General features: G+C 56.7%; 24 protein-coding genes and 1 riboswitch. Of the genes, 4 read left to right on the plus strand and 20 right to left on the minus strand.

Annotated features, from left to right (window positions below):
• Positions 1 to 5: 5 nt before the first annotated feature.
• Both ACR0DG_RS04815 and ACR0DG_RS04820 read left to right on the plus strand, forming a co-directional pair.
• Positions 6 to 1,169, plus strand: a complete 1,164-nt coding sequence (locus ACR0DG_RS04815) for a serine hydrolase domain-containing protein (protein WP_480694807.1) — start codon at positions 6 to 8, stop codon at positions 1,167 to 1,169.
• Between the two features lie 9 nt (positions 1,170 to 1,178).
• Positions 1,179 to 1,553, plus strand: coding sequence for a DUF2237 family protein (locus ACR0DG_RS04820; protein ID WP_480694809.1), 375 nt, complete (start codon positions 1,179 to 1,181; stop codon positions 1,551 to 1,553).
• An 81-nt stretch (positions 1,554 to 1,634) separates the two neighbouring features.
• Here ACR0DG_RS04820 and trpB read toward each other — a convergent pair whose 3' ends face one another.
• The 8 genes from trpB to ACR0DG_RS04860 form a co-directional block, all read right to left on the minus strand.
• On the minus strand, positions 1,635 to 2,882 hold the full coding sequence (gene trpB / locus ACR0DG_RS04825; protein WP_480694811.1) for a tryptophan synthase subunit beta: 1,248 nt from the start codon (positions 2,880 to 2,882) through the stop codon (positions 1,635 to 1,637).
• 67 nt (positions 2,883 to 2,949) lie between these two features.
• Entirely contained in the window at positions 2,950 to 3,285 is a 336-nt protein-coding gene (locus ACR0DG_RS04830; protein WP_480694813.1) for a hypothetical protein, read from the minus strand.
• 47 nt (positions 3,286 to 3,332) lie between these two features.
• The gene (locus ACR0DG_RS04835; protein ID WP_480694814.1) at positions 3,333 to 3,974 is read right to left on the minus strand and encodes a phosphoribosylanthranilate isomerase; all 642 of its coding nucleotides are present in this window, start codon (positions 3,972 to 3,974) and stop codon (positions 3,333 to 3,335) included.
• A gap of 7 nt (positions 3,975 to 3,981) precedes the next feature.
• Positions 3,982 to 4,332, minus strand: a complete 351-nt coding sequence (locus ACR0DG_RS04840) for a lipopolysaccharide assembly protein LapA domain-containing protein (protein WP_480695007.1) — start codon at positions 4,330 to 4,332, stop codon at positions 3,982 to 3,984.
• A gap of 6 nt (positions 4,333 to 4,338) precedes the next feature.
• Positions 4,339 to 4,623 carry an integration host factor subunit beta gene (ihfB, locus tag ACR0DG_RS04845; protein WP_050603110.1) on the minus strand — a complete coding sequence of 95 codons (285 nt, stop codon included), beginning with the start codon at positions 4,621 to 4,623 and terminating at the stop codon, positions 4,339 to 4,341.
• A gap of 271 nt (positions 4,624 to 4,894) precedes the next feature.
• The gene (rpsA, locus tag ACR0DG_RS04850) at positions 4,895 to 6,571 is read right to left on the minus strand and encodes a 30S ribosomal protein S1 (RefSeq protein WP_170769919.1); all 1,677 of its coding nucleotides are present in this window, start codon (positions 6,569 to 6,571) and stop codon (positions 4,895 to 4,897) included.
• Positions 6,572 to 6,835: 264 nt separating this feature from the next.
• Positions 6,836 to 7,138, minus strand: a complete 303-nt coding sequence (locus ACR0DG_RS04855) for a DUF6525 family protein (RefSeq protein ID WP_480694817.1) — start codon at positions 7,136 to 7,138, stop codon at positions 6,836 to 6,838.
• A gap of 84 nt (positions 7,139 to 7,222) precedes the next feature.
• Positions 7,223 to 7,756 (minus strand): hypothetical protein, encoded by a 534-nt coding sequence (locus tag ACR0DG_RS04860; protein WP_480694819.1) that lies wholly within the window; start codon positions 7,754 to 7,756, stop codon positions 7,223 to 7,225.
• A 217-nt stretch (positions 7,757 to 7,973) separates the two neighbouring features.
• On the opposite strand from ACR0DG_RS04860, the gene ACR0DG_RS04865 reads away from it, so the two are divergent.
• Positions 7,974 to 8,453, plus strand: a complete 480-nt coding sequence (locus ACR0DG_RS04865) for a YHS domain-containing (seleno)protein (RefSeq protein WP_480694821.1) — start codon at positions 7,974 to 7,976, stop codon at positions 8,451 to 8,453.
• A gap of 31 nt (positions 8,454 to 8,484) precedes the next feature.
• On the opposite strand, the gene cmk is transcribed toward ACR0DG_RS04865, so the two are convergent.
• From cmk to miaB, 10 genes are all read right to left on the minus strand, one after another.
• Positions 8,485 to 9,102, minus strand: a complete 618-nt coding sequence (cmk, locus tag ACR0DG_RS04870; protein WP_480694823.1) for a (d)CMP kinase — start codon at positions 9,100 to 9,102, stop codon at positions 8,485 to 8,487.
• Positions 9,099 to 10,445: a 3-phosphoshikimate 1-carboxyvinyltransferase gene (gene aroA / locus ACR0DG_RS04875; RefSeq protein ID WP_480694825.1), complete on the minus strand. Its 1,347-nt coding sequence runs from the start codon at positions 10,443 to 10,445 to the stop codon at positions 9,099 to 9,101. The genes cmk and aroA overlap by 4 nt, the downstream gene beginning before the upstream one ends.
• 68 nt (positions 10,446 to 10,513) lie before the next feature.
• On the minus strand, positions 10,514 to 11,224 hold the full coding sequence (trmB, locus tag ACR0DG_RS04880) for a tRNA (guanine(46)-N(7))-methyltransferase TrmB (protein WP_480694827.1): 711 nt from the start codon (positions 11,222 to 11,224) through the stop codon (positions 10,514 to 10,516).
• A gap of 122 nt (positions 11,225 to 11,346) precedes the next feature.
• Positions 11,347 to 12,528: a methionine adenosyltransferase gene (gene metK, locus ACR0DG_RS04885; RefSeq protein WP_480694828.1), complete on the minus strand. Its 1,182-nt coding sequence runs from the start codon at positions 12,526 to 12,528 to the stop codon at positions 11,347 to 11,349.
• Positions 12,529 to 12,533: 5 nt separating this feature from the next.
• Positions 12,534 to 12,582, minus strand: a riboswitch (SAM-SAH riboswitch).
• A gap of 42 nt (positions 12,583 to 12,624) precedes the next feature.
• A complete protein-coding gene (gene lnt / locus ACR0DG_RS04890) occupies positions 12,625 to 14,121 on the minus strand; it encodes an apolipoprotein N-acyltransferase (RefSeq protein ID WP_480694830.1) in 1,497 nt (498 codons plus the stop codon).
• Positions 14,118 to 15,005 carry a hemolysin family protein gene (locus tag ACR0DG_RS04895; protein WP_480694832.1) on the minus strand — a complete coding sequence of 296 codons (888 nt, stop codon included), beginning with the start codon at positions 15,003 to 15,005 and terminating at the stop codon, positions 14,118 to 14,120. The genes lnt and ACR0DG_RS04895 overlap by 4 nt, the downstream gene beginning before the upstream one ends.
• Positions 15,006 to 15,042: 37 nt before the next feature.
• Positions 15,043 to 15,537, minus strand: coding sequence for an rRNA maturation RNase YbeY (gene ybeY, locus ACR0DG_RS04900; RefSeq protein ID WP_480694833.1), 495 nt, complete (start codon positions 15,535 to 15,537; stop codon positions 15,043 to 15,045).
• A 38-nt stretch (positions 15,538 to 15,575) separates the two neighbouring features.
• The gene (locus ACR0DG_RS04905) at positions 15,576 to 16,598 is read right to left on the minus strand and encodes a PhoH family protein (RefSeq protein ID WP_480694835.1); all 1,023 of its coding nucleotides are present in this window, start codon (positions 16,596 to 16,598) and stop codon (positions 15,576 to 15,578) included.
• 162 nt (positions 16,599 to 16,760) lie between these two features.
• Positions 16,761 to 17,525 carry an outer membrane protein gene (locus tag ACR0DG_RS04910; protein WP_480694837.1) on the minus strand — a complete coding sequence of 255 codons (765 nt, stop codon included), beginning with the start codon at positions 17,523 to 17,525 and terminating at the stop codon, positions 16,761 to 16,763.
• A 187-nt stretch (positions 17,526 to 17,712) separates the two neighbouring features.
• Positions 17,713 to 19,032 carry a tRNA (N6-isopentenyl adenosine(37)-C2)-methylthiotransferase MiaB gene (gene miaB / locus ACR0DG_RS04915; RefSeq protein WP_480694839.1) on the minus strand — a complete coding sequence of 440 codons (1,320 nt, stop codon included), beginning with the start codon at positions 19,030 to 19,032 and terminating at the stop codon, positions 17,713 to 17,715.
• 60 nt (positions 19,033 to 19,092) lie between these two features.
• Between miaB and ACR0DG_RS04920 the strand changes: the two genes are divergently transcribed.
• Positions 19,093 to 20,016, plus strand: coding sequence for a hypothetical protein (locus ACR0DG_RS04920; RefSeq protein ID WP_480694841.1), 924 nt, complete (start codon positions 19,093 to 19,095; stop codon positions 20,014 to 20,016).
• On the opposite strand, the gene ACR0DG_RS04925 is transcribed toward ACR0DG_RS04920, so the two are convergent.
• Together ACR0DG_RS04925 and irrA are read right to left on the minus strand one after the other, a co-directional pair.
• Entirely contained in the window at positions 20,004 to 20,810 is an 807-nt protein-coding gene (locus ACR0DG_RS04925) for a phytanoyl-CoA dioxygenase family protein (protein ID WP_480694843.1), read from the minus strand. The two genes, ACR0DG_RS04920 and ACR0DG_RS04925, sit on opposite strands and share 13 nt — an antisense overlap.
• A 167-nt stretch (positions 20,811 to 20,977) precedes the next feature.
• Positions 20,978 to 21,394, minus strand: coding sequence for an iron response transcriptional regulator IrrA (gene irrA / locus ACR0DG_RS04930; protein ID WP_480694845.1), 417 nt, complete (start codon positions 21,392 to 21,394; stop codon positions 20,978 to 20,980).
• Between the last annotated feature and the right edge of the window lie 51 nt (positions 21,395 to 21,445).

The raw sequence follows: 21,445 nt of genomic DNA on the forward strand, positions 1-21,445 counted from the left end.
TACGGATGAGAACCTTGTTAAAGTGGGTGCTGCGCATCGTCCTGACGCTGGTGCTGGCCGGCGCTGTCGTGGGCCTGTGGAAACGCGAAGAAATCCAACGTCTTATGGCTGTGAATTCTTTGTTTTCCGAAGACAAGATCGTCCACAACTTTTCCAATATGGACGACGCCTTCCTGACAGCCACTTTGCCGCGCGGCGATGGACCGACATGGGATCTTGCGTATGGCGCGGGATTTGACCTGCCTGACGGCACGGACCGGTGGATCGAAGACCGTGCTGTAACCTCTTTACTGGTGATGCAGGACGGTCAAATCCGGTTCGAAGAGTACTATCTGGGGACCACACCCGATGACCGGCGGATTTCCTGGTCAGTCGCCAAAAGCTATTTGTCATCCCTGTTCGGCATCCTTTTGAGCGAGGGCGCAATTGAATCGCTAGACGATCCGGTGACCAAATATGCCCCCAAACTTGCAGGAACAGCCTATGACGGCGCGACAATCCGCAATGTTCTGAACATGGCCAGCGGCGTCACCTTTAACGAGGATTATCTGGACTACGATTCAGACATCAACCGCATGGGTCGCGTCGTTGCCTTGGGCGGCGAACTGGACGACTTTGCCGCATCCCTGCAGGACAGTTTCGCCACGCCCGGAGACACCTGGCAATATGTTTCGATTGATACGCATGTTATCGGAATGGTGATCCGGGGCGCCACAGGTCGCAGTGTTACCGAACTGTTGAGCGAACGGATCATCCAGCCGCTGGGTCTTGAACGCGATGGGTACTATGTCACCGACGGTGCCGGCGTAGCCTTCGTATTGGGGGGCCTGAACTTCACCACCCGTGATTTCGCAAGATTTGGTCAGATGATCCTGCAAAACGGCGCGCACAACGGACAACAGATCGTTCCCGCCGACTGGATCGCCGAATCTGTCGCACCTAGCGCCCCGACTGCACCGGGTAAGATCGGCTATGGGTACCAGTGGTGGATCCCGCAGGGTGCGCATGAGGGAGAGTTTCTGGCGCGCGGCGTCTATGGCCAATACATTTATTTTGACCAACCCAGAGGCGTTCTGATCGTTTCGACAGGGGTGGATCGCAACTTCCGTGACCCCGGTGTAAATGAAGCCAATATCGAAATGTTCCGCAAAATCGCGCAAAGCCTGTAAGATGGTCACATGCAAAAACAAGACAGTGTAAATGTTCTTGGGGGCGTTCTCGCCCCCTGCTCTCGTGATCCGCTGACCGGGTTTTTCCGGGATGGAGCGTGCAATACATGCCCCGAAGATCAGGGCAGTCATACGGTCTGCGCCGTCATGACGGCTGAGTTTTTGGCCTATTCCAAATACGTGGGAAACGACCTGAGCACCCCGCGGCCAGAGTTCAACTTTCCTGGCCTCAACCCCGGCGACCGTTGGTGTCTGTGCGCGGGACGCTTTCTGCAAGCGCATGATGAGGGTTGCGCCCCAAAGGTTCAGTTAGACGCGACACACCAGCGTGCACTGGACGTTGTGCCGCTGCGTGTTCTGAAAATACATGCCATTGAGGATTGATGTTCTGCACCGCACTGCCAGAACTGAAACGGCGCGCTAGAAATAGCGCGCCGTGATACGTTCCAAAGACGTAAGGTCGGGTTAATCGACACTCCGACCTTCCGTGTCGGACATGTCAAAGTTCAGATACTTGGCAACAGTTTGCACATCCTTGTCGCCACGACCGCACATGTTCATACAGATCAGGTGATCTTTGGGCAGGTCAGGGGCAATCTTCATCACGTGCGCCAGCGCATGGGACGGCTCCAGTGCGGGGATGATACCCTCGGTCGCGCAACATAGCTGGAACGCTTCCAGCGCCTCTTTATCGGTAATCGAGACATATTGCGCGCGACCTATGTCGTGCAGCCAAGAATGCTCGGGGCCAATGCCGGGATAGTCCAGCCCGGCCGAGATCGAGTACCCTTCCAAAATCTGGCCATCGTCATCCTGCAACAGATAGGTCCGGTTCCCGTGCAACACGCCGGGACGGCCACCCGTCAGGGATGCGCAATGCTCCATCTTTTCATTCACGCCTTTGCCGCCAGCCTCTACACCGATGATATTGACGGACTTGTCGTCCAGGAACGGATAGAACAGACCCATCGCATTCGATCCACCGCCAATGGCGGCAATGATCGTGTCGGGCAACCTGCCCTCGGCCTTGTGCATCTGCTCTTTGGCTTCCTTGCCGATGATCGACTGAAAATCGCGCACCATCGCGGGATAAGGGTGCGGACCCGCCACGGTACCGATGCAGTAGAACGTGTCGCGCACATTGGTGACCCAGTCGCGCAGCGCGTCATTCATCGCGTCCTTCAGCGTACCGCGGCCTGAGGTTACCGGAATAACTTCTGCCCCCAGCAGGCGCATGCGGAACACGTTGGGGGCCTGACGCTGGACGTCGTGCGCACCCATATAAACCACACATTTCAAACCGAATTTGGCGCAGACCGTGGCAGTGGCTACGCCGTGTTGACCTGCCCCTGTCTCAGCAATGATACGGGTCTTACCCATGCGCCGCGCCAGAATGATTTGACCGAGTACGTTGTTGATCTTATGCGCACCAGTATGGTTCAGCTCATCGCGCTTAAGATAGATCTTCGCGCCGCCCAGATGTTCGGTCAGACGTTCCGCGTAGTACAGAGGCGAGGGGCGACCCACATAATTCGCCCAGAGATCATCCATCTCGGCCCAGAAGGTCGGGTCATCCTTGGCCTTTTCATATTCCTCTTCCAGCGACAGGATCAGGGGCATCAGCGTTTCGCTGACGAACCGTCCGCCGAAGATGCCAAAGCGGCCCTGTTCGTCGGGGCCGGACATGAAGGAATTGAAAAGATCGTTGGCCATGGGTGTCTCCCTCGTCATACCCGTTGTTCATAGGAGGTGACGACGGGATTTGCCATGCTAAAACGTATTATTCCGCCGCCTGTTTTTGCGTCTGCCAAACCTGCAAAGCCTGCGCACGCGTCGGGACAGAGATACACGGAAAATGGCAAAACCGGTTTATGTTGGCCAATCTCGCCGACGCCTGAACAACGCGCCGATGCGGCCCGGATTGCGCAAATGTCAGCATGGCTTCGGCATCGTGCCAAACGCTTAGCGAAAACAGCAGACCATCGTGCGGAAACACGCTGGCCTCCAGGCACAAGGGATCACCCTGCGCTTGCCGCAAGGCCCGGTGCGCTCGCCAAAAGAATTCGGGCGCGTAGTACCAGTGCTTGAGAGTTACACCGCCGATTGCTGCAATCACGTCTCACCTCTTTTCTTCAGGTGATACGCAACGGTACGAAAATCAGATCAACCAGCGGCCTTGATAAACGCACGTATGAGCGCGGGATCTTTTACCCCCGGTGCGCTCTCCACCCCGGAGGCAACATCGACCTGACGCGCTCCGGTCATACGAATGGCTTCAGCCACGTTGTCGGGGTTCAATCCCCCGGCCAGCATCCAGGGCTTGCACCAATACTTGCGCCCCGCCAACAAACGCCAGTCAAAGGCCAAACCGTTACCACCGGGCAGAACCGCGTTTTTCGGTGCCTTTGCATCAATCAAAAGCTGATCAGCAACGTCGCTATAGGTGTCGATGGCAGGTAAGTCTTCTGCATCAGCGACCCCGACAACCTTGATCACAGGCAAACCGTAACGATCCTTGATAGCTTGCACACGCTCAACGCTTTCTGATCCGTGCAATTGTAGCATGTCGAACGGGGCCACAGCGGTGATGGTATCAAGCAACTCGTCCGAGGCATTCACCACCAAGGCCACTTTCGCCACCCCCACAGGCACATCGGCGGTCAGGCCCTCGACATCGGCGGGTGCAACATAACGGGGTGATTTCGGAAAAAAGTTGAACCCAAGGTAACGCGCGCCCGCTTCCACTGAGGCGCGCACGTGGTCAGACGCGGTCAAACCGCAAATTTTGACAGAGACTTCCGGCATTTACGCCTCAGCTCGCCTCGTCAAGGATCGCCAGAACTTCGTCCTTGCCTTCGTTCTGCTTTTTCTTGAGCTTCTTGACCTCGCGCTCAAGCTTGCGAACTTCACCGGTTTTCGCCGAGGCATCCGCCCGGTGCTTGTGTTCGCGCAGCCATTCCCACAGGAAGCCTATGATCAGGCCGGCAACAACACTGCCCAGAACCACAATGAACAAGGGCAGCGAAGTGCTGAAATTAAAGCCCAACAGATCAGCAATGGCCTGCGGCATCAGCGTCAGTTCCACGGCTTCGCGGTTGGCCAGCGAAACCGAGATCAGAACGATCCCAAGGATCGCAAGGAAAGCATATCGAAGGTAGCGCATCATACCTTAGGCTTTACCGTTCAAACGGTCCCTTAGCAACTTGCCAGTTTTGAAAAACGGAACACATTTTTCTTCGACCTGAACGGTCTCGCCTGTCCGGGGGTTACGGCCTACCCGTGCATCGCGTTTTTTAACCGAAAAAGCGCCAAAACCACGCAGCTCGACCCGGTCACCGCGCGCCATCGCATCTGTCACTTCTTCGAACACGGTATTCACAATCCGCTCGACGTCGCGTTGGTAAAGATGCGGGTTCTCGTCGGCGATTTTCTGAATCAGTTCTGAACGGATCATGTGCGTTACCCTCCCAGGCGACCGGTTTACCATGTCTATTATTCTGAACAGTATAGAAAAAAACTCGGTTCGGGGGAACGTTGACTCTGCCCGCGAGACCTTCATTTTGCCTCAAAGTCACGCGATTTTTCATGTGTTCATAGGAATTCGGGTCCTAAAGCATGAACAGCAGGTGAATAAAGCCCACCAATCGGAACATATTGATTCGCAACAAAAACGGCCCCGCACTTTCGCGCGGGGCCGGAATGTCTAATTTCGCTGACGCCTGAGCTTAGTCGCCGGACTTCAGCGCTGCACCCAGAATGTCGCCCAGCGATGCACCCGAGTCGGAGGAACCGTACTGTTCCACGGCCTCTTTCTCTTCTGCGATCTCGCGTGCTTTGATCGACAGACCCAGACGGCGGGTCTTGCTGTCAACATTGGTGACGCGGACGTCAACCTTGTCACCGGTCGAGAAACGCTCGGGGCGCTGCTCGGCACGGTCGCGCGACAGGTCCGAACGGCGGATGAAGGATTTCATGCCTTCGTACTCGACCTCGATGCCACCATCTTCGATCGCGGTGACCTCAACGGTGATGACCGAGCCACGCTTCACGCCGCCCACGGCTTCGGCGAACTTGTCACCGCCCAGGGCTTTGATCGACAGCGAGATACGCTCTTTTTCGACGTCCACTTCCGAGACAACGGCCGAAACCATGTCGCCTTTGCGGTAGTTCTGGATCGCATCCTCGCCACGCTCGTCCCAGGACAGGTCCGACAGGTGAACCATGCCGTCGATGTCGCCTTCGAGGCCAATGAACAGACCGAATTCGGTGATGTTCTTGACTTCGCCTTCGACCTCGGTGCCCTCGGGGTGTGTTTCTGCAAACACTTCCCATGGGTTGCGCTGAGTCTGTTTCAGGCCCAGAGACACGCGACGCTTGGCGCCGTCGATTTCCAGAACCATGACGTCGACTTCCTGGCTGGTCGAAACGATCTTGCCAGGGTGGACGTTTTTCTTGGTCCAGGACATTTCGGAGACGTGCACCAGACCTTCGACACCGGCTTCCAGCTCGACGAACGCGCCGTAGTCGGTGATGTTGGTAACGCGACCCTGGTGGACCGAGCCCAGCGGGTATTTCGCAGCAACCAGATCCCACGGATCTTCCTGCAGCTGCTTCATGCCCAGGCTGATGCGGTGGGTCTCTTTGTTGATCTTGATGACCTGAACCTTGATGGTTTCGCCGATCGTCAGGATCTCGGACGGGTGGTTCACACGACGCCATGCCATGTCGGTGACGTGCAGCAGGCCGTCAACGCCGCCCAGGTCAACGAATGCACCGTATTCGGTGATGTTCTTGACAACACCCTCGACGGTCTGACCTTCGGACAGGTTGCCGATGACTTCGGCACGCTGTTCGGCACGCGATTCTTCCAGGATAGCGCGGCGCGATACAACGATGTTGCCACGGCGGCGGTCCATTTTCAGAATCTGGAACGGCTGCTTCAGACCCATCAGCGGGCCGGCGTCGCGCACGGGGCGCACATCAACCTGCGAGCCGGGCAGGAACGCAACTGCGCCACCCAGATCGACGGTGAAGCCACCTTTGACGCGACCAAAGATTGCACCTTCGACGCGCTGGTCGTCGGCATATGCTTTTTCCAGACGGTCCCATGCCTCTTCACGGCGGGCCATCTCGCGCGAGATGACGGCTTCGCCACGGGCGTTTTCTGCGGCGCGCAGGTATACTTCGACCTCGTCGCCTACAGCGATTTCAGGGGCTTCGCCGGGATTTGCGAATTCTTTCAGATCAACGCGGCCTTCCATTTTGTAGCCTACGTCGATGATGGCTTGGCCGGCTTCGATCGCCAGAACCTTACCTTTGACAACAGAACCCTCTTCGGGTGTGTCCATTTCGAAGCTTTCATTCAGGAGGGCTTCGAATTCCTCCATGGATGCGTTAGCCATGTGGCGTTGTTTTCCTTTACAGTACGTTTTTGCTGGCCGAGCGGTTGTCTCCGCCGGTCTTGTTTCATGATGTCCTTGGACGTGACCCGGTGCGCATCTGACTACACAAACACAAAGGGCCGAGGTAACCCGGCCCTGCTCAGATACGTCATCCAGACGTTAACCGCCCTTGTTCAGACAGCGCGCGTATAGTCCGGTTTATTCCCAGACGCAAGTGCAATAGCCCGAAACGCCAATCATAGGCGGTTCTTGACGCCTCGGTTATCAATGCCGCACTCCCCAGATCGCCACATCACGCTGCAACATTGCGCGTTCTATCGCGTCCAACCTTTCGCATGCGGCGATTGGATCGGTCGAACCGCCAGCTTGCTTCCAGATTTTCAAAGCCGAGGTCGGGCTCCAAGGAAGGCAGGCCGAAGCCAGCCATTGCCGCAATCCCTTGGGCAAAGCATCGTAGGCCTGCATTGTGGGAATGCGCCGCCTGCGCCGTTTGAGCTGCGTGCGAAGATTGCGCCCAGATCGGCTTTTGGTCTTGGAAATTGTGTCCAACTTGCGCGCTGTATGCATTGGCCTGTCCTGCTGCAGTGTTCGTTATGATATTACATAACCAAACTGCAGCAACAAGCCACACTTACTGCGCAGAATTGAGGTTTAGATTTCCTCGCCCTTTTTTAGCAGCTCGTCGATCAACTCTCGTTGCAGGTTTCCACTGTCGCCCCCGCCGAATTGCTGCGCTCCACCCGAATAGAGCGAGCCGTAGGTCTTGGCGATATTCACCGTCTGCGCCAAGCCAGAGATCAACTGGTCCTTTTCAAGCGGTGAAAGCGGGTGGATAAAGGCGGCCCACAGGGTTCCGTTTGCGATCGCGTAACGCGCATCCAGCGCGCTATCAAAATTGGCCTGCATCATACGTTGCAAATCCTCGGCCGTTAAATCCGCCGCACTTCGGATCGGCACCATTGCCCGCATTCTGTCAGCGTTGGAATCCGTGATCACCAATACCGGCACGTCAGAAACAGTTAGCTGGAAACCGGGCCCGCTGGGTTGCGCATCCGGGTCGAGCGCAAAGATAATCTTGCCCAGCCGTTCGTAGGTCATAGGCGGCTCGGCTTCAGGCGTTGGTTCTGCTTCTTGCGCAGCCAGACCTCCGGCCAGAAAAATCAAGGTAATGGCTAGTCGGATCATGGCGTCGCTCCTGCAAATTGCTTTTTCACCATACGCAGCACCTTGGTGTCATACCAAACAAAGCTTAGTGAAGAGCAGAACTTGATCATTCCGAATATTGAACGATCTGCAATGCAAGCGATCCCATCTGCGATAGTTCGTTCGGATATGACCCTCTAACTATGTTTCAGCGGTTAACGGATGAACCGTACCGAACCTGAACATGGAAGGAAACGCAATGAAATCTCTGATCTTCAGCACCCTGATCGCAACCTTGCCCCTGATCGCAGCTCCGGCATTTGCCGCGGACGAAATCAATGTCTCGAACGGAATATCTGCGGCGGGCGCACCTCTGGCTGCGCATGGCGTTGATCTGGTCGCCCTCGTTACCAACGGCAACCCGGTCCAAGGCTTTGCCACGCATTCGGCAACATATGACGGTGCCTCTTACTATTTCACCACAGCAGAAAACCGCGAAGCGTTTGAGGCCAACCCTGCAGCTTATCTACCACAACATGGCGGTTTTTGTTCCTTTGGCGTTTCGGTCGGGAAAAAGTTCGACGGTGACCCCGACCAGTACCTGATCGCTGACGGCAAGCTTTACCTGTTCTTGAACGCGGAAACCCGTGCCGCATTTCTGAAAGACGTGCCCGGCACCGCAAAGACGGCCGACGGCCAATGGTCCAAAATCAAAAGCATCGCAGTCGGCGAGCTGTAGTCCCGGCAACGCGCAGCGATTGCCCGCGGCACTAAGGTGTCGCGGGCTTCAACCGTTCAATCAGCGCAATGGCCTGCGAAAGCGCCGCTTCGATGCTCAGGTCCGAGGTATCCAGCAGCACGGCGTCATCTGCCGGTTTCATGGGTGCGGTGCTGCGTTCAGCATCACGCGCATCCCGCTCGCGTACATCTGCGAGAACCTGATCCTTGTGGATGTCCGCGCCCTTGGCTTTGAGCTCGAGGTAGCGGCGCTCTGCCCGCACCTCAGCGCTGGCCGTAACAAACAGTTTTACCTCGGCATTGGGGCAAATGACGGTTCCGATGTCACGCCCATCCAAAACCGCACCACCAGCCCGGCGGGCAAACGCGCGCTGAAAGTCCACGAGTGCTGCCCGCACCTCGGGTACGACGGCCACCTTGGACGCGGCCTGTGCGATTTCGGCCGTGCGCAGATCGCCCTGCTCCAACTCTTCGGCAGTCAAAGCTTGGGCCGCTTGGACAGGGTCGACCCCTTGCAAAGTGCGCCTCCCAACGGCGCGGTACAAAAGCCCGGTATCCAAGTGAGCGAAACCGAAATGAGCCGCAACCGCTTTCGAGATCGTGCCTTTGCCAGCTGCAGCCGGGCCATCAATGGCGACTGTAAAGCTCACCCACGCACCACGTTTGCACCCAACGCGTGCATCAACGGTTCAAAAATCGGGAAAGATGTCGCAATCGGGCCGCCATCATCAACGGAAACCGGAGTTTTGGCACCCATGCCCATCACCATGAAAGACATCGCAATACGGTGATCCAGAAAGCTCTCGCAAGTGCCGCCACCTGGAACATTGCCGATGCCCAGTCCTTCGACCGACCACCATTCCTCGCCCTCTTCCACGGTCACGCCATTGGCGCGCAGGCCACGTGCCATGGCGTCGATCCGGTCGCTTTCCTTCACCCGCAGCTCTTTCACGCCGCCCATCATTGTGGTGCCGGTGGCGTTGGCCGCAACCACTGACAGAACCGGGTATTCGTCGATCATCGAGGCCGCGCGCTCGGGCGGCACGTTGATGCCCTTCATGTTGGGCGAGTATTTCGCGCGCAGGTCAGCGACCGGCTCCCCGCCCTCTTCGCGTTCGTTTTCATAGGTCAGGTCCGCACCCATCTCGCGCAGCGTGGTGAACAGGCCCGCACGGGTCGGGTTCAAGCCAATGCCCGGCACAAGCACGTCCGAGCCGGGCGTGATCAGCGCTGCACAAACCGGAAAGGCCGCGCTGGACGGATCGCGCGGAACGGCAATGACCTGCGGTTTCAACTCAGGGCGACCGGTCAGGGTGATGACCCTACCCTCATCAGTATCTTCAACGGCGATTTCTGCACCGAACCCCGCCAGCATCCGCTCAGAGTGGTCGCGGGTGGCCTCTTTCTCAATCACCACGGTTTTGCCCGGCGCGTTAAGACCAGCCAACAGCACAGCGGACTTCACCTGAGCCGAAGGAACCGGAACTTCGTAGCGAACCGGCACAGGCTCTGCTGCGCCCACGATGGTCATCGGCAGACGCCCGCCCGAGCGCCCAACCGACTGCGCCCCAAACAGCGCCAGCGGGTCCGTCACCCGCGCCATCGGGCGCTTGTTCAGGCTGGCATCACCGGTAAATGTCGCCGCAATCGGACAGGTCGCCATCGCGCCCATGATCAGCCGCACGCCTGTGCCCGAGTTGCCGCAATCGATCACCTGATCCGGCTCGGCAAAGCCGCCGACACCCACACCATGCACGGTCCATTCGCCGTTACCGTGGTCGGTGACCTCAGCCCCAAAAGCACGCATCGCCTTGGCGGTGTCCAGAACATCCTCGCCCTCAAGAAGGCCGGAAATCTTTGTTTCACCCACCGCCATAGCGCCAAGAATCAACGACCGATGCGAGATCGACTTGTCCCCGGGAACCTCTGCCGTGCCGGTCAGCGGACCGCAGGGATGCGAGGTCATCGGGATGGGCGTGCCGTGTCCGGACATGGGGGCTCCTGTTTTCGCTATCAGTTCAAGGCGAATTAGCGAATTGGGGCCAGATGGTCCAGCGGCAATCAACCCTTACGGCGGAAGGTCAGGTAATGCGGGGTGCGGCCTTCACGCAGAGCTTTCTGTTCATAGCGGGTGGAAATCCAGTCGTCCCACGGTTCGCGCCAGTCCGAAGGACGCTCGGCCAGCCATTCAAACCCGGCGCGCGGAACCTCTTCCAGCGTCTGGCGGACATAGTCGGGAATATCGGTTGCCACGCGGAAAATCGAACCCGATTTCAGGGTACGCGCCAACGGCTCCAAGTGTTCCTGTGTCACAAAACGGCGGCGATGGTGCCGTGTCTTGGGCCAAGGGTCTGGATACAGCAGAAACGCGCGCGAGATACTGGCCTCGGGCAAGACATCGAACAGATCGCGCACGTCACCGGGATGCACCGCAAGGTTATCCACGCCCGCCTGACGGATCTTACCCAACAGCATAGCGACGCCGTTGATATACGGCTCGGCACCGATGATGCCGATATCGGGATTGGTCTTGGCTTGGTGCACCAGATGTTCACCACCGCCAAAGCCGATCTCAAGCCAGACTTCTTTACCACCAAACAGCGCCCCAAGGTCCAATGGGTGTCGCTCGGGATTACTCTCCCAATCAACCGCACCCGGCGACAATGCATCAAGATCTTCGCTCAGATACGTCTTCTGGCTTTGCTTCAGGGTTTTTCCCTTGAAGCGTCCATAAAAGTTTCTGCGGGGGCGTTGAGGTGTCTGGGTGCTCATGGCCGAGCCATTACTGCGCGGATAACCCAGAGGCAAGAGGCACAGGGCGTTCCTTCCGCCTCTAGCCGATTTCCCCAGAATAAAGCGCGCCCGAAAGGGCGCACCTTTTGATAGATGTCAGATCAAACCGACGCTTTCAGCGCATCGACCAGATCTGTGCGCTCCCAGCTGAAACCGCCGTCAGCGTCCGGCTCACGACCAAAATGGCCATAGGCTGCCGTGCGCTGATAAATCGGCTTGTTCATCTGAAGGTGCTGCCGAATACCACGCGGCGTCAGGTCCATCACCTGCCCAACAGCCTTTTCGATCGCAGCGTCTTCTACCTGACCCGTACCGTAGGTTTCGGCGTAGATCGACAAAGGTTTGGACACACCAATCGCATAGCTGAGCTGGATGGTGCACCGCTCGGCCATACCTGCTGCAACGACGTTCTTTGCCAGATAGCGAGCGGCGTAGGCCGCTGAACGGTCAACCTTTGTTGGGTCTTTCCCCGAGAACGCACCGCCACCATGCGGTGCCGCCCCGCCATATGTGTCCACGATGATCTTGCGACCGGTCAGGCCGGCATCGCCATCTGGTCCACCGATGACAAACTTGCCTGTCGGGTTGACGTGCCATTCCGTGTCAGCAGACAGCCAGCCCCCTGGCAGGGTTTCAGTGATGTAAGGCTCTACAATCGCGCGGATATCGTCCGATGTCAGCGCTTCGTCCAGATGCTGTGTCGACAGAACGATCGAACTGACCCCGACCGGCTTACCATCCCGATAAACCACCGACAGCTGCGACTTCGCATCCGGGCCCAGCGCGGGTTCCGACCCGTTCTTACGGACTTCGGCCAGACGACGCAGGATCGCATGAGAATACTGGATCGGCGCAGGCATCAGTGCCGGCGTTTCCGTCGTGGCATAACCGAACATGATGCCCTGATCGCCAGCGCCCTCGTCCTTGTTGTCGGCCGCATCAACACCCTGCGCAATATGGGCAGACTGCTCATGCAGCAGGTTCGTTACCTCAACGGTTTCGTGGTGGAACTTGTCCTGCTCGTATCCGATATCCTTGATACACTCGCGGGCGATCTGATCGATGCGCCCCATGTAATCGTGCAGCTTGTCCTGATCCGACAGACCAACTTCGCCACCGATAACAACACGATTTGTCGTGGCAAACGTCTCGCACGCAACGCGTGCTTCGGGTTCTTCGTTCAGAAAGGCATCAAGTACAGCGTCGGAAATCCGGTCACAGACCTTATCCGGGTGACCTTCGGAAACGGATTCCGAAGTAAAAGTATAGTTCTGTCGGGACATAAATGTGCTCCATTAAGATTTCCCCGTCACGCCAGGAAGCCGTTGTGACGGGCAAGCGATTGGATACGCTTACATATAAAGCGGGTCAATCGGTAATTATGACAGTAATCTGCGGGCGTTGCGCCAATGCAGCGCCAGAAAGGCCAGAATAGCCGCAAAAATCGGCCAATCGCCTAGCCGGGAATAAATGGTAGGCGACAGTGGAGCGGGCAACAGGGCGTCTATGTATCCGGCTTCGCCTAGTGCAAGTGCATCTGTCATACGCCCAAGCGGGTCAATCATCGCCGAAACACCTGTGTTGGCCGACCGCATCATGGGCAGACCCTGTTCGATCGCCCGCATCCGCGCCTGCGCGAGATGTTGATAGGGGCCTGATCGCGTACCAAACCAGGCGTCATTGGTGATTTGCAGCAAAAAATCAGCTCGACCGGGGGCGGATAAGACATCCTGTGTGAAAACCGCCTCATAGCAGATGAGCGGTAGTGCTGCGCCCAATTTCCCGACCTCAATCAAAGCCGCCCCGGGGCCTGAACTGAACCCATGCCCGGTGGTGGCTGCCATCCCATGAATGCCGAACCGGGCCATAAGCTCTCCAAACGGGACGTATTCCCCGAATGGGGCCAGATGGTGTTTGTCGTAAAGCGCCGCTTGTTGCCCTTCTTCGTTGAGGTAAATCATCGAGTTGTAGATCTGCGGACCGTCGCCGCGCTGAATGCCAAAAATGACAGGGGTACCGTCCGCCGCGTCGGCAATCGCGTCCAAGTAAGGCTGAGCACTTCCAAGCCAAGCCGGGACCGAGGTTTCCGGCCACACAATCAGGTCGGGTCGGGGTTGCGCCGCAGTAAAGTCGATCTGGCGTGCAAAAAACAAATCCTTGAACGCAGGGTCCCATTTCTGATGTTGGGGCGCGTTGGGTTGAACCAGCCGCACCACATGCTCAGTGTTTTCAACGGTCGGCCGGGTGACTGCACATAAAATCACGACCCCAACCCCCGTAAGAGACAGAAGCGCCGGCCATTTGAAACCGGCTCTTTCGGTCAATGCCGCGCCCAAAGGCAGCGTCACCAACAGTGTCAACGCACCAAGCCCATAGGGCCCGATCCATGACAAAAGCTGCGCTGGTGGCGCGTCAACCCAGACCTGAGCCAGCCCCGCCCAAGGGAAGCCGGTCAGCACATAACCCCGCGCGCCCTCGGCCAGGGAAACCGCCAAAGCCAGCAGGATGGCTTGGCCCACGCCCGAAGCCCCTGGCTTGCGGACCAGCCAAAAGGCAAAAGCCCAGAACAAAGCCAAACCACCCGCCATGAACACCAAGGCAAACGGCGCCATCCACGCGTGACGCTCTGCGTCAACGAGAAAAGGTTCGACAATCCAACTCAGCGCGTGAGCAAAATAACCGGTTGCAAAGGCCCATCCCAACCAGGCCGACTGCGAGCGCGTTCGCGTGGCCAAAAACAACGGCGCAAGGCCCACCAGGGCCAAAAGCGTTGCATACCAAAAGCCAAATGGTGCGAGCCCAAAGGCGGCAATTGCGCCCAATCCCAAAGAAAGACCAAAGTTCAACCAGAACGGCCAGCCCTCGGCAGGGTTCATGCAACAAGATCCGGAAGCATAACGCGCAAACGTTTGATCCGGCGTGGGTCCGCATCAATGACCTCGAACTCGGGGCCTTCGGGATGCAAAACAACCTCACCTCGCGCAGGAACGCGTCCGGACAGCATGAAGACCAACCCGCCCAAAGTGTCGATTTCCTCTTCGTCGACATCTTCGTGACTGGTGAGCGAGCGGCCAATTTCCGCCTCGAAGTCTTCCAGCGGAACACGGGCCTGCACGACATAGCATCCCGGCTTTTCCTGCACCCATAGCTGACTTTCATCGGCGTCGTGCTCGTCAGCAATTTCGCCCACAACCTGTTCGATCAAGTCCTCGATGGTCAACAAACCATCCACACCGCCGTATTCGTCTATGACAAGAGCCATGTGCCGACGCTCGGTCTGCATCTTGGTCAGCAAAACCCCAATCGGCATGGAGGGCGGCACAAACAACAGGGTCCGCAGCATAGAAACCAGATCAAAATCCGAGGACGACCCGTTAAAACCATGCGTCAGGGCAAAGTCCTTGAGGTGAACAAATCCCAGTGGTGTGTCCAGCGTGCCTTCATAAACAGGAATACGCGACAAACCACTTTCACGGAAAACCTGCGCCAATTCATCCTTGGAAATGGTCGATGAGACCGAGATGATTTCAGCCGTCGGGATCGCGACGTCTTCAACACGCATCCTGCGCAGGTTGATCATGCCTCTTGGCTGCACTTTGTCGGCCTCATGCCCGTTGACCGCCGAGGCCTCTTGCTCTTCCGGTGACGAGAACGCGTCCACTATTCGAGAAAAGAAACCCGTTTTCTCTTTGAAATTATCGGTGCTGTCCTTTGATTGCGCGCCCTGCGCCGCCATAGAACTGCCGTCTGTATCGCCCATTATCCCATTCCAAATGATCGGCCTCAAAAGGCCCGTACTAAACAGTATATGGGTCATCAATACCCATTTTGCCAAGTATCTCGACCTCGACCCGCTCCATCAAAGTGGCGTCAGGGTCACGAATGTGGTCGTATCCCAGCAGATGCAACATTCCGTGAACGATCAAATGAGTCACGTGATCCTGCAGCGATTTGTCCGCCTCTGACGCTTCGCGGGCGCAGGTGTCGTAGGAAATCGCGATATCGCCAAGGGCGATTTCTCCGGTAAAATCCGGCTGCGGAGAGACAGGCCGCTGACCTGCGATCTCTGGCGCCAAATCCTCGGCCGGCCAACTCAGAACATTTGTAGGTGTGGGCTTTTCCCGAAACTCTGCGTTCAATTCAGCAATTCGGTCGTCATCACATCCCAGAACGCTGATCTCACAAAGTTCGTGATCCAAACCGACATGATCCAACACAGCTTTGATCGCACGTTGGGCCAAGGCCTCAAGTCCCTGCCAGCGCGCGTCTTCCACGGTTAGTTCCAAATTCATGCGTAGAAATCCAAAGCCCCTTGCGCGAGACCCCGATACTAACCGGTTTCGCGGCCCGCGTCGGCCTCATACGCCTCGATAATGGCGGCCACAAGTGGGTGGCGTACAACATCCTTCGACGTGAAGTAATTGAAACTGATATTCGGGATCGTCTTCAACAACCGCTCTGCATCAGCCAAGCCAGATTGCACACCGCGCGGCAGATCGACCTGAGACCGGTCACCGGTGATTACCATACGGCTCCCCTCGCCCAAGCGTGTCAGGAACATCTTCATCTGCATGGTCGTGGCATTCTGTGCTTCGTCCAGAACGACAAAGGCATTTGCCAGTGTACGTCCGCGCATAAAGGCCAGGGGCGCGATTTCAATACGCTTTTCCTCGATCAATTTCGCGAGCTGCTTGCCCGGCAAAAAGTCATTCAGCGCATCGTACAACGGCTGCATATAAGGATCGACTTTGTCCTTCATGTCCCCCGGCAAATAGCCCAGCTTTTCACCCGCCTCGACCGCAGGACGGCTGAGGATAATGCGGTCCACGTGACCACCGATAAACATCGAGACCCCAACAGCGACAGCCAAATAGGTCTTACCCGTTCCGGCGGGGCCGATTCCAAACGCCAGTTCGTTGTTGAACAATGACTGCACATACGCTTTCTGAGCGTCCGTGCGCGGCTCAACCAGCTTCTTGCGGGTTTTGATCTCGACCGTGCCGCCCTTGAACATCTCAAGCTGATCGCCGTCGCGGCTACCAGTTCCCTGCTCAGAACTGCCCATGCGCAGCTCGCGATCCACGTCTGCGGCTTCTACCTCTTTCCCCGTTTCCAAACGGGTATAGAGCGCCTGAAGCACCTCGATCGCTTGTTTTTGGGCTTCCTCGTCTCCCATGATAACCAACTGGTTGCCGCGGCGCACAATCTGGACGGACAGCTTATGTTCGATATCGGTCAGGTTGCGGTCGTATTCGCCGCAAAGATCAATCAACAACCGGTTGTCGGGAAATTCTACAAACGCCTCTCGTTGGGGCATTTCGTCTTGCGGTGGGGTCAGGGCACCGATGGCCAATACGTTCTCCTGTCTTGGCGTTTCACCCTGAGCGTGACAACAATTCCCGGTGGGCGCAAGCCACAGAATTAAATTTTCGCAAACGGATGATAAAACCGCCCACGGCTTTTGCGCACATGCCGTATCTCACCCGGCCTTAGGGTGACGGGCGAGCCCACAGGTTCAGTACGTATAGTTCAATCCAAACCTTAAGCCGCTGTATTTCGGAGTTGAGCGTGTCGAGAATCCATTCTCGAATTCAATGTCTTCAGCCTCAAACTGCACATACTCAAACTCACCGGTGATCGACCAGTCATCACTCAGGTAATGCTCAAGCCCGATACTGGCCGAAAAGCCGTTGCGGCTGTCACTTTCCTGAAAAGACTGCGTCACGGTTCCTACAGAAATGCTGTTCGTGGTCTCCACATCGCCCCGGACGTACCCTGCCGAAACAAAGTACAAAAGCGAACCGCTTTTGTTGGTGATGCCATTACGAAATCGAATCGATAAGACATCCGAGACCTCGGATCCGCCTGTGACCGTCGCTCCGCTGATGTTTGTGGTCACTTCGTCGTCAAGCGACCCAAAGTCATAGCCCAGTTCGACGCCATATACATAGCTGCGATTGCCCCGAAAGGGCAGAATACCGCGCCAACCTGCCCGAACCCCGCCGAGCGTTCCTTTCAAATCCAATTCGCCGATTGGAAAAATTTGCGTCGGTGTATTCAAACCAAACTGATCGGTGCCGCCAATCGAATAGATGCCAGACAAACCCAGATAAAAGGCACTGATGTTCTTGCTTTCTGTCTGAGGGCTGGCGACCGGAGGATCTGTCACAACAGCGTCCAGATTCCCTGCGGCCGTCGCGCTGGACAGCCCGGCGAAAGAGATTGCAGTCGCCAATAGCAGATGCAGATTCTGTCTAATCACGTTCTTCAGAATACTCACTCGCACCCTCCAACGCCCCCCCAACCATTCCCAGGGTCGATACATACAAGGGAATTTCAGGGGCATGTTGTCTGTAGGCCCCTAAAAAACCTGACTTTTCTCGGAGCATAGTTCCAATTGATAAATCAAGGGTAAATTTTCGAACCTAACGTCAACGGCATTTACCCATCTTAAACACCGGGCGTTGTCAGATTAGTTCGCCTGCCAAAGAATTTGCCCCGGATGCAGTAATTCGAACGTCCCTCAATTCACCGACCTCCAAACTTGCGCCAGAGACGTGAACTGAATGAAGATACTCGGATTTTCCGACCATCTGCCCCGGCAAACGCCCAGGTTTTTCGAACAGAACTTTGACATTCCGCCCGACCATTGCATCCTGAATTTCACGCTGGTGCTTTGTGATTAAGGCCTGCAGGCGCTGTAGGCGGTCATCCGCCACTTCGGGATCAACCTGAGACCGCTCGGCCGCGGGTGTTCCCGGACGTGTCGAATATTTGAAGGAATAGGCGTACCCGTACCTGACCTGCTCGACCAGATCGAGCGTTGCCTGAAAGTCCTCGTCGGTCTCTTCAGGAAAGCCCACGATAAAGTCGCCCGACATCATGATATCAGGCCGTGCTTCACGGATGCGTTCGATCAGACGCAGATAGCTGTCGGCCGTATGACTGCGGTTCATCCGTTTCAGAATCCGATCCGAGCCCGACTGAACCGGCAGGTGTAGATAGGGCATCAGCTTTTCACATGTTCCGTGCGCCTCAATCAGGTCATCGGCCATGTCATTGGGGTGCGAGGTCGTGAATCGAATACGCTCCAGCCCGTCGACCTTGTTCAATTCCCAGATCAGCCCAGCCAGCGTCATGTCACCGTTGGGCCCGGCACCATGGTATGCATTCACGTTCTGGCCAAGCAACGTAATCTCGCGCACGCCACGCTCAACCAAATCCTGCGCCTCGCGAATGATGCGGTCGGCGGGGCGGCTAACTTCGGCGCCACGTGTATAGGGCACAACACAGAACGCGCAGAACTTGTCGCAGCCTTCCTGCACAGTCAGAAAAGCAGTTGGGCCGCGCTTGGCCTTGGGCCGGTTTTTGAGTTTTTCGAACTTGTCTTCTTCAGGGAAATCCGTGTCCAGCGCCTTGGCACCTTCGCGCGTCTTCGCTTCCATCTCGGGCAGACGGTGATAGCTTTGCGGACCGACAACCAGATCGACCAACGGCTGCCGGCGCATGATCTCTTCGCCCTCTGCCTGCGCAACGCATCCTGCCACACCAATCTTCAGATCCGGCTTTTCGGCTTTCAGGCCTTTAAAGCGACCCAACTCGGAATAAACTTTTTCCGCGGCCTTTTCCCGAATGTGACAAGTGTTCAGCAGAATCATATCCGCGTCGTCTGGGCTTTGCGTTTCCACATAGCCCTGCCCGCCCAACGTTTCAGCCATACGCTCGCTGTCGTAGACATTCATCTGACAACCATAGGTCTTGATGTACAGCTTTTTGGGTTCTGACATGGGTATGGCCTTTGCGTTCGCGGGATCGGCGTCGTCTATACTCAACGAACGCCGCTTGCAATGCCCGCGCGATTACCTGATTTTGTCCGAAAACGCCAGCAAAGCGGAACCAAACAGGCGATGCAGTACGACACCCTTTCCTCTTTCCTGCAATCTGGCCGCATAGCGCTTGCCAAGGGTCCAATCGCCCTGATTTTCGCTGAAGACAATGTCGAGGTGGAAAGCACGATACGCCATCATCTGAATCTCGGCTTCAAAGCTCTGATCGCCTTTATGCCTGCCGAGTTTGTGCTCAGCCCCGATCTGTCTGACAGAATACACAGGGTCACGCTGACTTGTGCGCCACGAACGGTGGTGTTCGAGACCATTAACAAAGTGATCCAATCGGCACCCGACCTGTGGATGTATTACTGCTACAACGCCGAATACCTGTTCTTTCCCTTCTGCGAGACCCGCTCAGTCGGAGAGATGCTGGCTTTTCACAAGGAAGAGCGTCGGAACGCGATGCTGACCCATGTGGTGGACCTCTATGCCGACGACCTTGGTGCCTACCCAAACGGGGTCGCACCGGATCGGGCGATGTTGGACAGGGTCGGCTATTACGCCCATGCGCGGCACACGACCGAAGGACATCCGCTTGAAAGACAGCTCGACATGTCCGGTGGCCTGCGGTGGCGATTCGAAGATCACATACCCTATGAACGCCGCCGGATTGATCGGATAGGATTATTCAAGTCCCAAAAAGGGCTGCATATCCTGCCGGACCACAGTTTTGACGCGCCGGAATACAACACCTATTCCTGCCCATGGCACCACAATCTGACAGCGGCAATCTGTTCTTTCCGGGCGGCCAAAGCGCTCAAGTCCAATGCCGGTTCGACGTTTGATATCCCGACGTTTCAGTGGCGCAACTCGATTGCGTTCGAATGGACCTCGGGTCAATTGCTGGACTTGGGCCTTATCGAAACCGGTCAGTGGTTCTGACGGCGCAACAGAATGGGAAACCAGTCCTGACGCAAGCGTTGGCCCGGCACCATATCATGCCCCGGGAAAGGCGGAGACGTGCGCCCCGGCCTTTCGACATAGCGGGCGTCATCACCGACAAGACGCAGGGAAAATGCACGACGACGGCTGTCAGAATGGTTTCCGCGCGCCCCGTGCAAAGTACGGTAATTGAACGCCACAGCGTCGCCAGGCTCCATCTCGAACTCCATCACCGTCATGCCCTCGGCATCCGGGTCGGGCACGGGAATGTACTGCCCTTCATCCGGAAAGAAGCCAGCCTCTGACACCCAACGGGTCGGCAGCACCTCTTTCTCCCATCGATGCGATCCGGCGACGCATCGCAACGTCGCTTGTTTGACCGGGTCAAGAGGAGACCAGAAGCTGATGGTTTGTTGACCTTCGACAAAATAATAGGGACCGTCCTGATGCCACGGCGTCGCCATCGACGTACCGGGTTCTTTGACCAGAACATGGTCGTGAAACATCTGCACCGTGTTGGATTTCATCAGATCCGCAGCTACCTCGGCAGCTGGAGAGTTATGAACGACATCCTGGAACTGTTCGATACGCGACCAATTGCAGTAATCATCAAAGAACAGACCTGTTTCACCCTGCTTTTTGTTGTCCGAAGCATAGGGGCCCGGCGTGACCATATTGGTTTCAATACCTTCCCGAAGGGTATTCACGTAGTCTGCGAACAGCCCCTTGACCAAAACCACACCGTCGCGCTGGTAGGTATCGATCATCTCTTGCGTAACAAGTGGGTGGGTCATCTTGGTCTCCGGTAGAATTTCGGGTGTTTTGCCCGGGGTGCGAGACCTTGTTCAAGCCCTAACTTTAGAAGTCACCGCCAGCCTAGCGTTGGCATTGGCCAGCGTCTAAGCGAATACGGCTGCGCGCGTGGGTACCACGTCAGCCTGACATCAGAAACAGTTGTTAGTTACTTCTTGCGCAGACGGATTACCACGTCGACGGACGCGATTTCCACACCTTCCGGCGCTTTGGGCAGACGCTGAATCACCAACTCTTCGGACGGTGCGTCGCTCAGGCGACCTTCGTCTTCCCAGAAGAAATGCGGGTGGTCGTGCGTGTTGGTGTCGAAATAGCTTTTCGACCCATCCACAGTGATTTCCTGCAACACACCTGCGTCACAGAACGCACGTAACGTGTTGTAAACAGTTGCGAGCGAAACAGCATCGCCATTCTTCTTGGCCGATTCAAACAGGCTTTCCGCCGTTACATGGCGATGACGGCCATCACCCACCAGAAGTTCAGCCAAGGCCACGCGTTGCCGCGTCGGGCGCAGTCCGGCTTGAACCAACCAATCGGTGGCGATGCTCTGGCTTTCTGGTGTCATGAATCCGATACCGTTTTGTTGCTGGTATATATATAAGTGTTGTACTCAGGT

Source organism: Ruegeria sp. BG8 (genome assembly GCF_056538325.1).

Bases quoted from the DNA above. Each gene is read 5' to 3' on its own strand.
- ACR0DG_RS04815 (WP_480694807.1), top strand. From the start codon at position 6: ATGAGAACCTTGTTAAAGTGGGTGCTGCGCATCGTCCTGACGCTGGTG.
- ACR0DG_RS04820 (WP_480694809.1), top strand. From the start codon at position 1,179: ATGCAAAAACAAGACAGTGTAAATGTTCTTGGGGGCGTTCTCGCCCCC.
- trpB (WP_480694811.1), bottom strand. From the start codon at position 2,882: ATGGCCAACGATCTTTTCAATTCCTTCATGTCCGGCCCCGACGAACAG.
- ACR0DG_RS04835 (WP_480694814.1), bottom strand. From the start codon at position 3,974: ATGCCGGAAGTCTCTGTCAAAATTTGCGGTTTGACCGCGTCTGACCAC.
- ACR0DG_RS04840 (WP_480695007.1), bottom strand. From the start codon at position 4,332: ATGCGCTACCTTCGATATGCTTTCCTTGCGATCCTTGGGATCGTTCTG.
- ihfB (WP_050603110.1), bottom strand. From the start codon at position 4,623: ATGATCCGTTCAGAACTGATTCAGAAAATCGCCGACGAGAACCCGCAT.
- rpsA (WP_170769919.1), bottom strand. From the start codon at position 6,571: ATGGCTAACGCATCCATGGAGGAATTCGAAGCCCTCCTGAATGAAAGC.
- ACR0DG_RS04855 (WP_480694817.1), bottom strand. From the start codon at position 7,138: ATGCATACAGCGCGCAAGTTGGACACAATTTCCAAGACCAAAAGCCGA.
- ACR0DG_RS04860 (WP_480694819.1), bottom strand. From the start codon at position 7,756: ATGATCCGACTAGCCATTACCTTGATTTTTCTGGCCGGAGGTCTGGCT.
- ACR0DG_RS04865 (WP_480694821.1), top strand. From the start codon at position 7,974: ATGAAATCTCTGATCTTCAGCACCCTGATCGCAACCTTGCCCCTGATC.
- aroA (WP_480694825.1), bottom strand. From the start codon at position 10,445: ATGTCCGGACACGGCACGCCCATCCCGATGACCTCGCATCCCTGCGGT.
- trmB (WP_480694827.1), bottom strand. From the start codon at position 11,224: ATGAGCACCCAGACACCTCAACGCCCCCGCAGAAACTTTTATGGACGC.
- metK (WP_480694828.1), bottom strand. From the start codon at position 12,528: ATGTCCCGACAGAACTATACTTTTACTTCGGAATCCGTTTCCGAAGGT.
- lnt (WP_480694830.1), bottom strand. From the start codon at position 14,121: ATGAACCCTGCCGAGGGCTGGCCGTTCTGGTTGAACTTTGGTCTTTCT.
- ACR0DG_RS04895 (WP_480694832.1), bottom strand. From the start codon at position 15,005: ATGGGCGATACAGACGGCAGTTCTATGGCGGCGCAGGGCGCGCAATCA.
- ybeY (WP_480694833.1), bottom strand. From the start codon at position 15,537: ATGAATTTGGAACTAACCGTGGAAGACGCGCGCTGGCAGGGACTTGAG.
- miaB (WP_480694839.1), bottom strand. From the start codon at position 19,032: ATGTCAGAACCCAAAAAGCTGTACATCAAGACCTATGGTTGTCAGATG.
- ACR0DG_RS04920 (WP_480694841.1), top strand. From the start codon at position 19,093: ATGCCCGCGCGATTACCTGATTTTGTCCGAAAACGCCAGCAAAGCGGA.
- ACR0DG_RS04925 (WP_480694843.1), bottom strand. From the start codon at position 20,810: ATGACCCACCCACTTGTTACGCAAGAGATGATCGATACCTACCAGCGC.
- irrA (WP_480694845.1), bottom strand. From the start codon at position 21,394: ATGACACCAGAAAGCCAGAGCATCGCCACCGATTGGTTGGTTCAAGCC.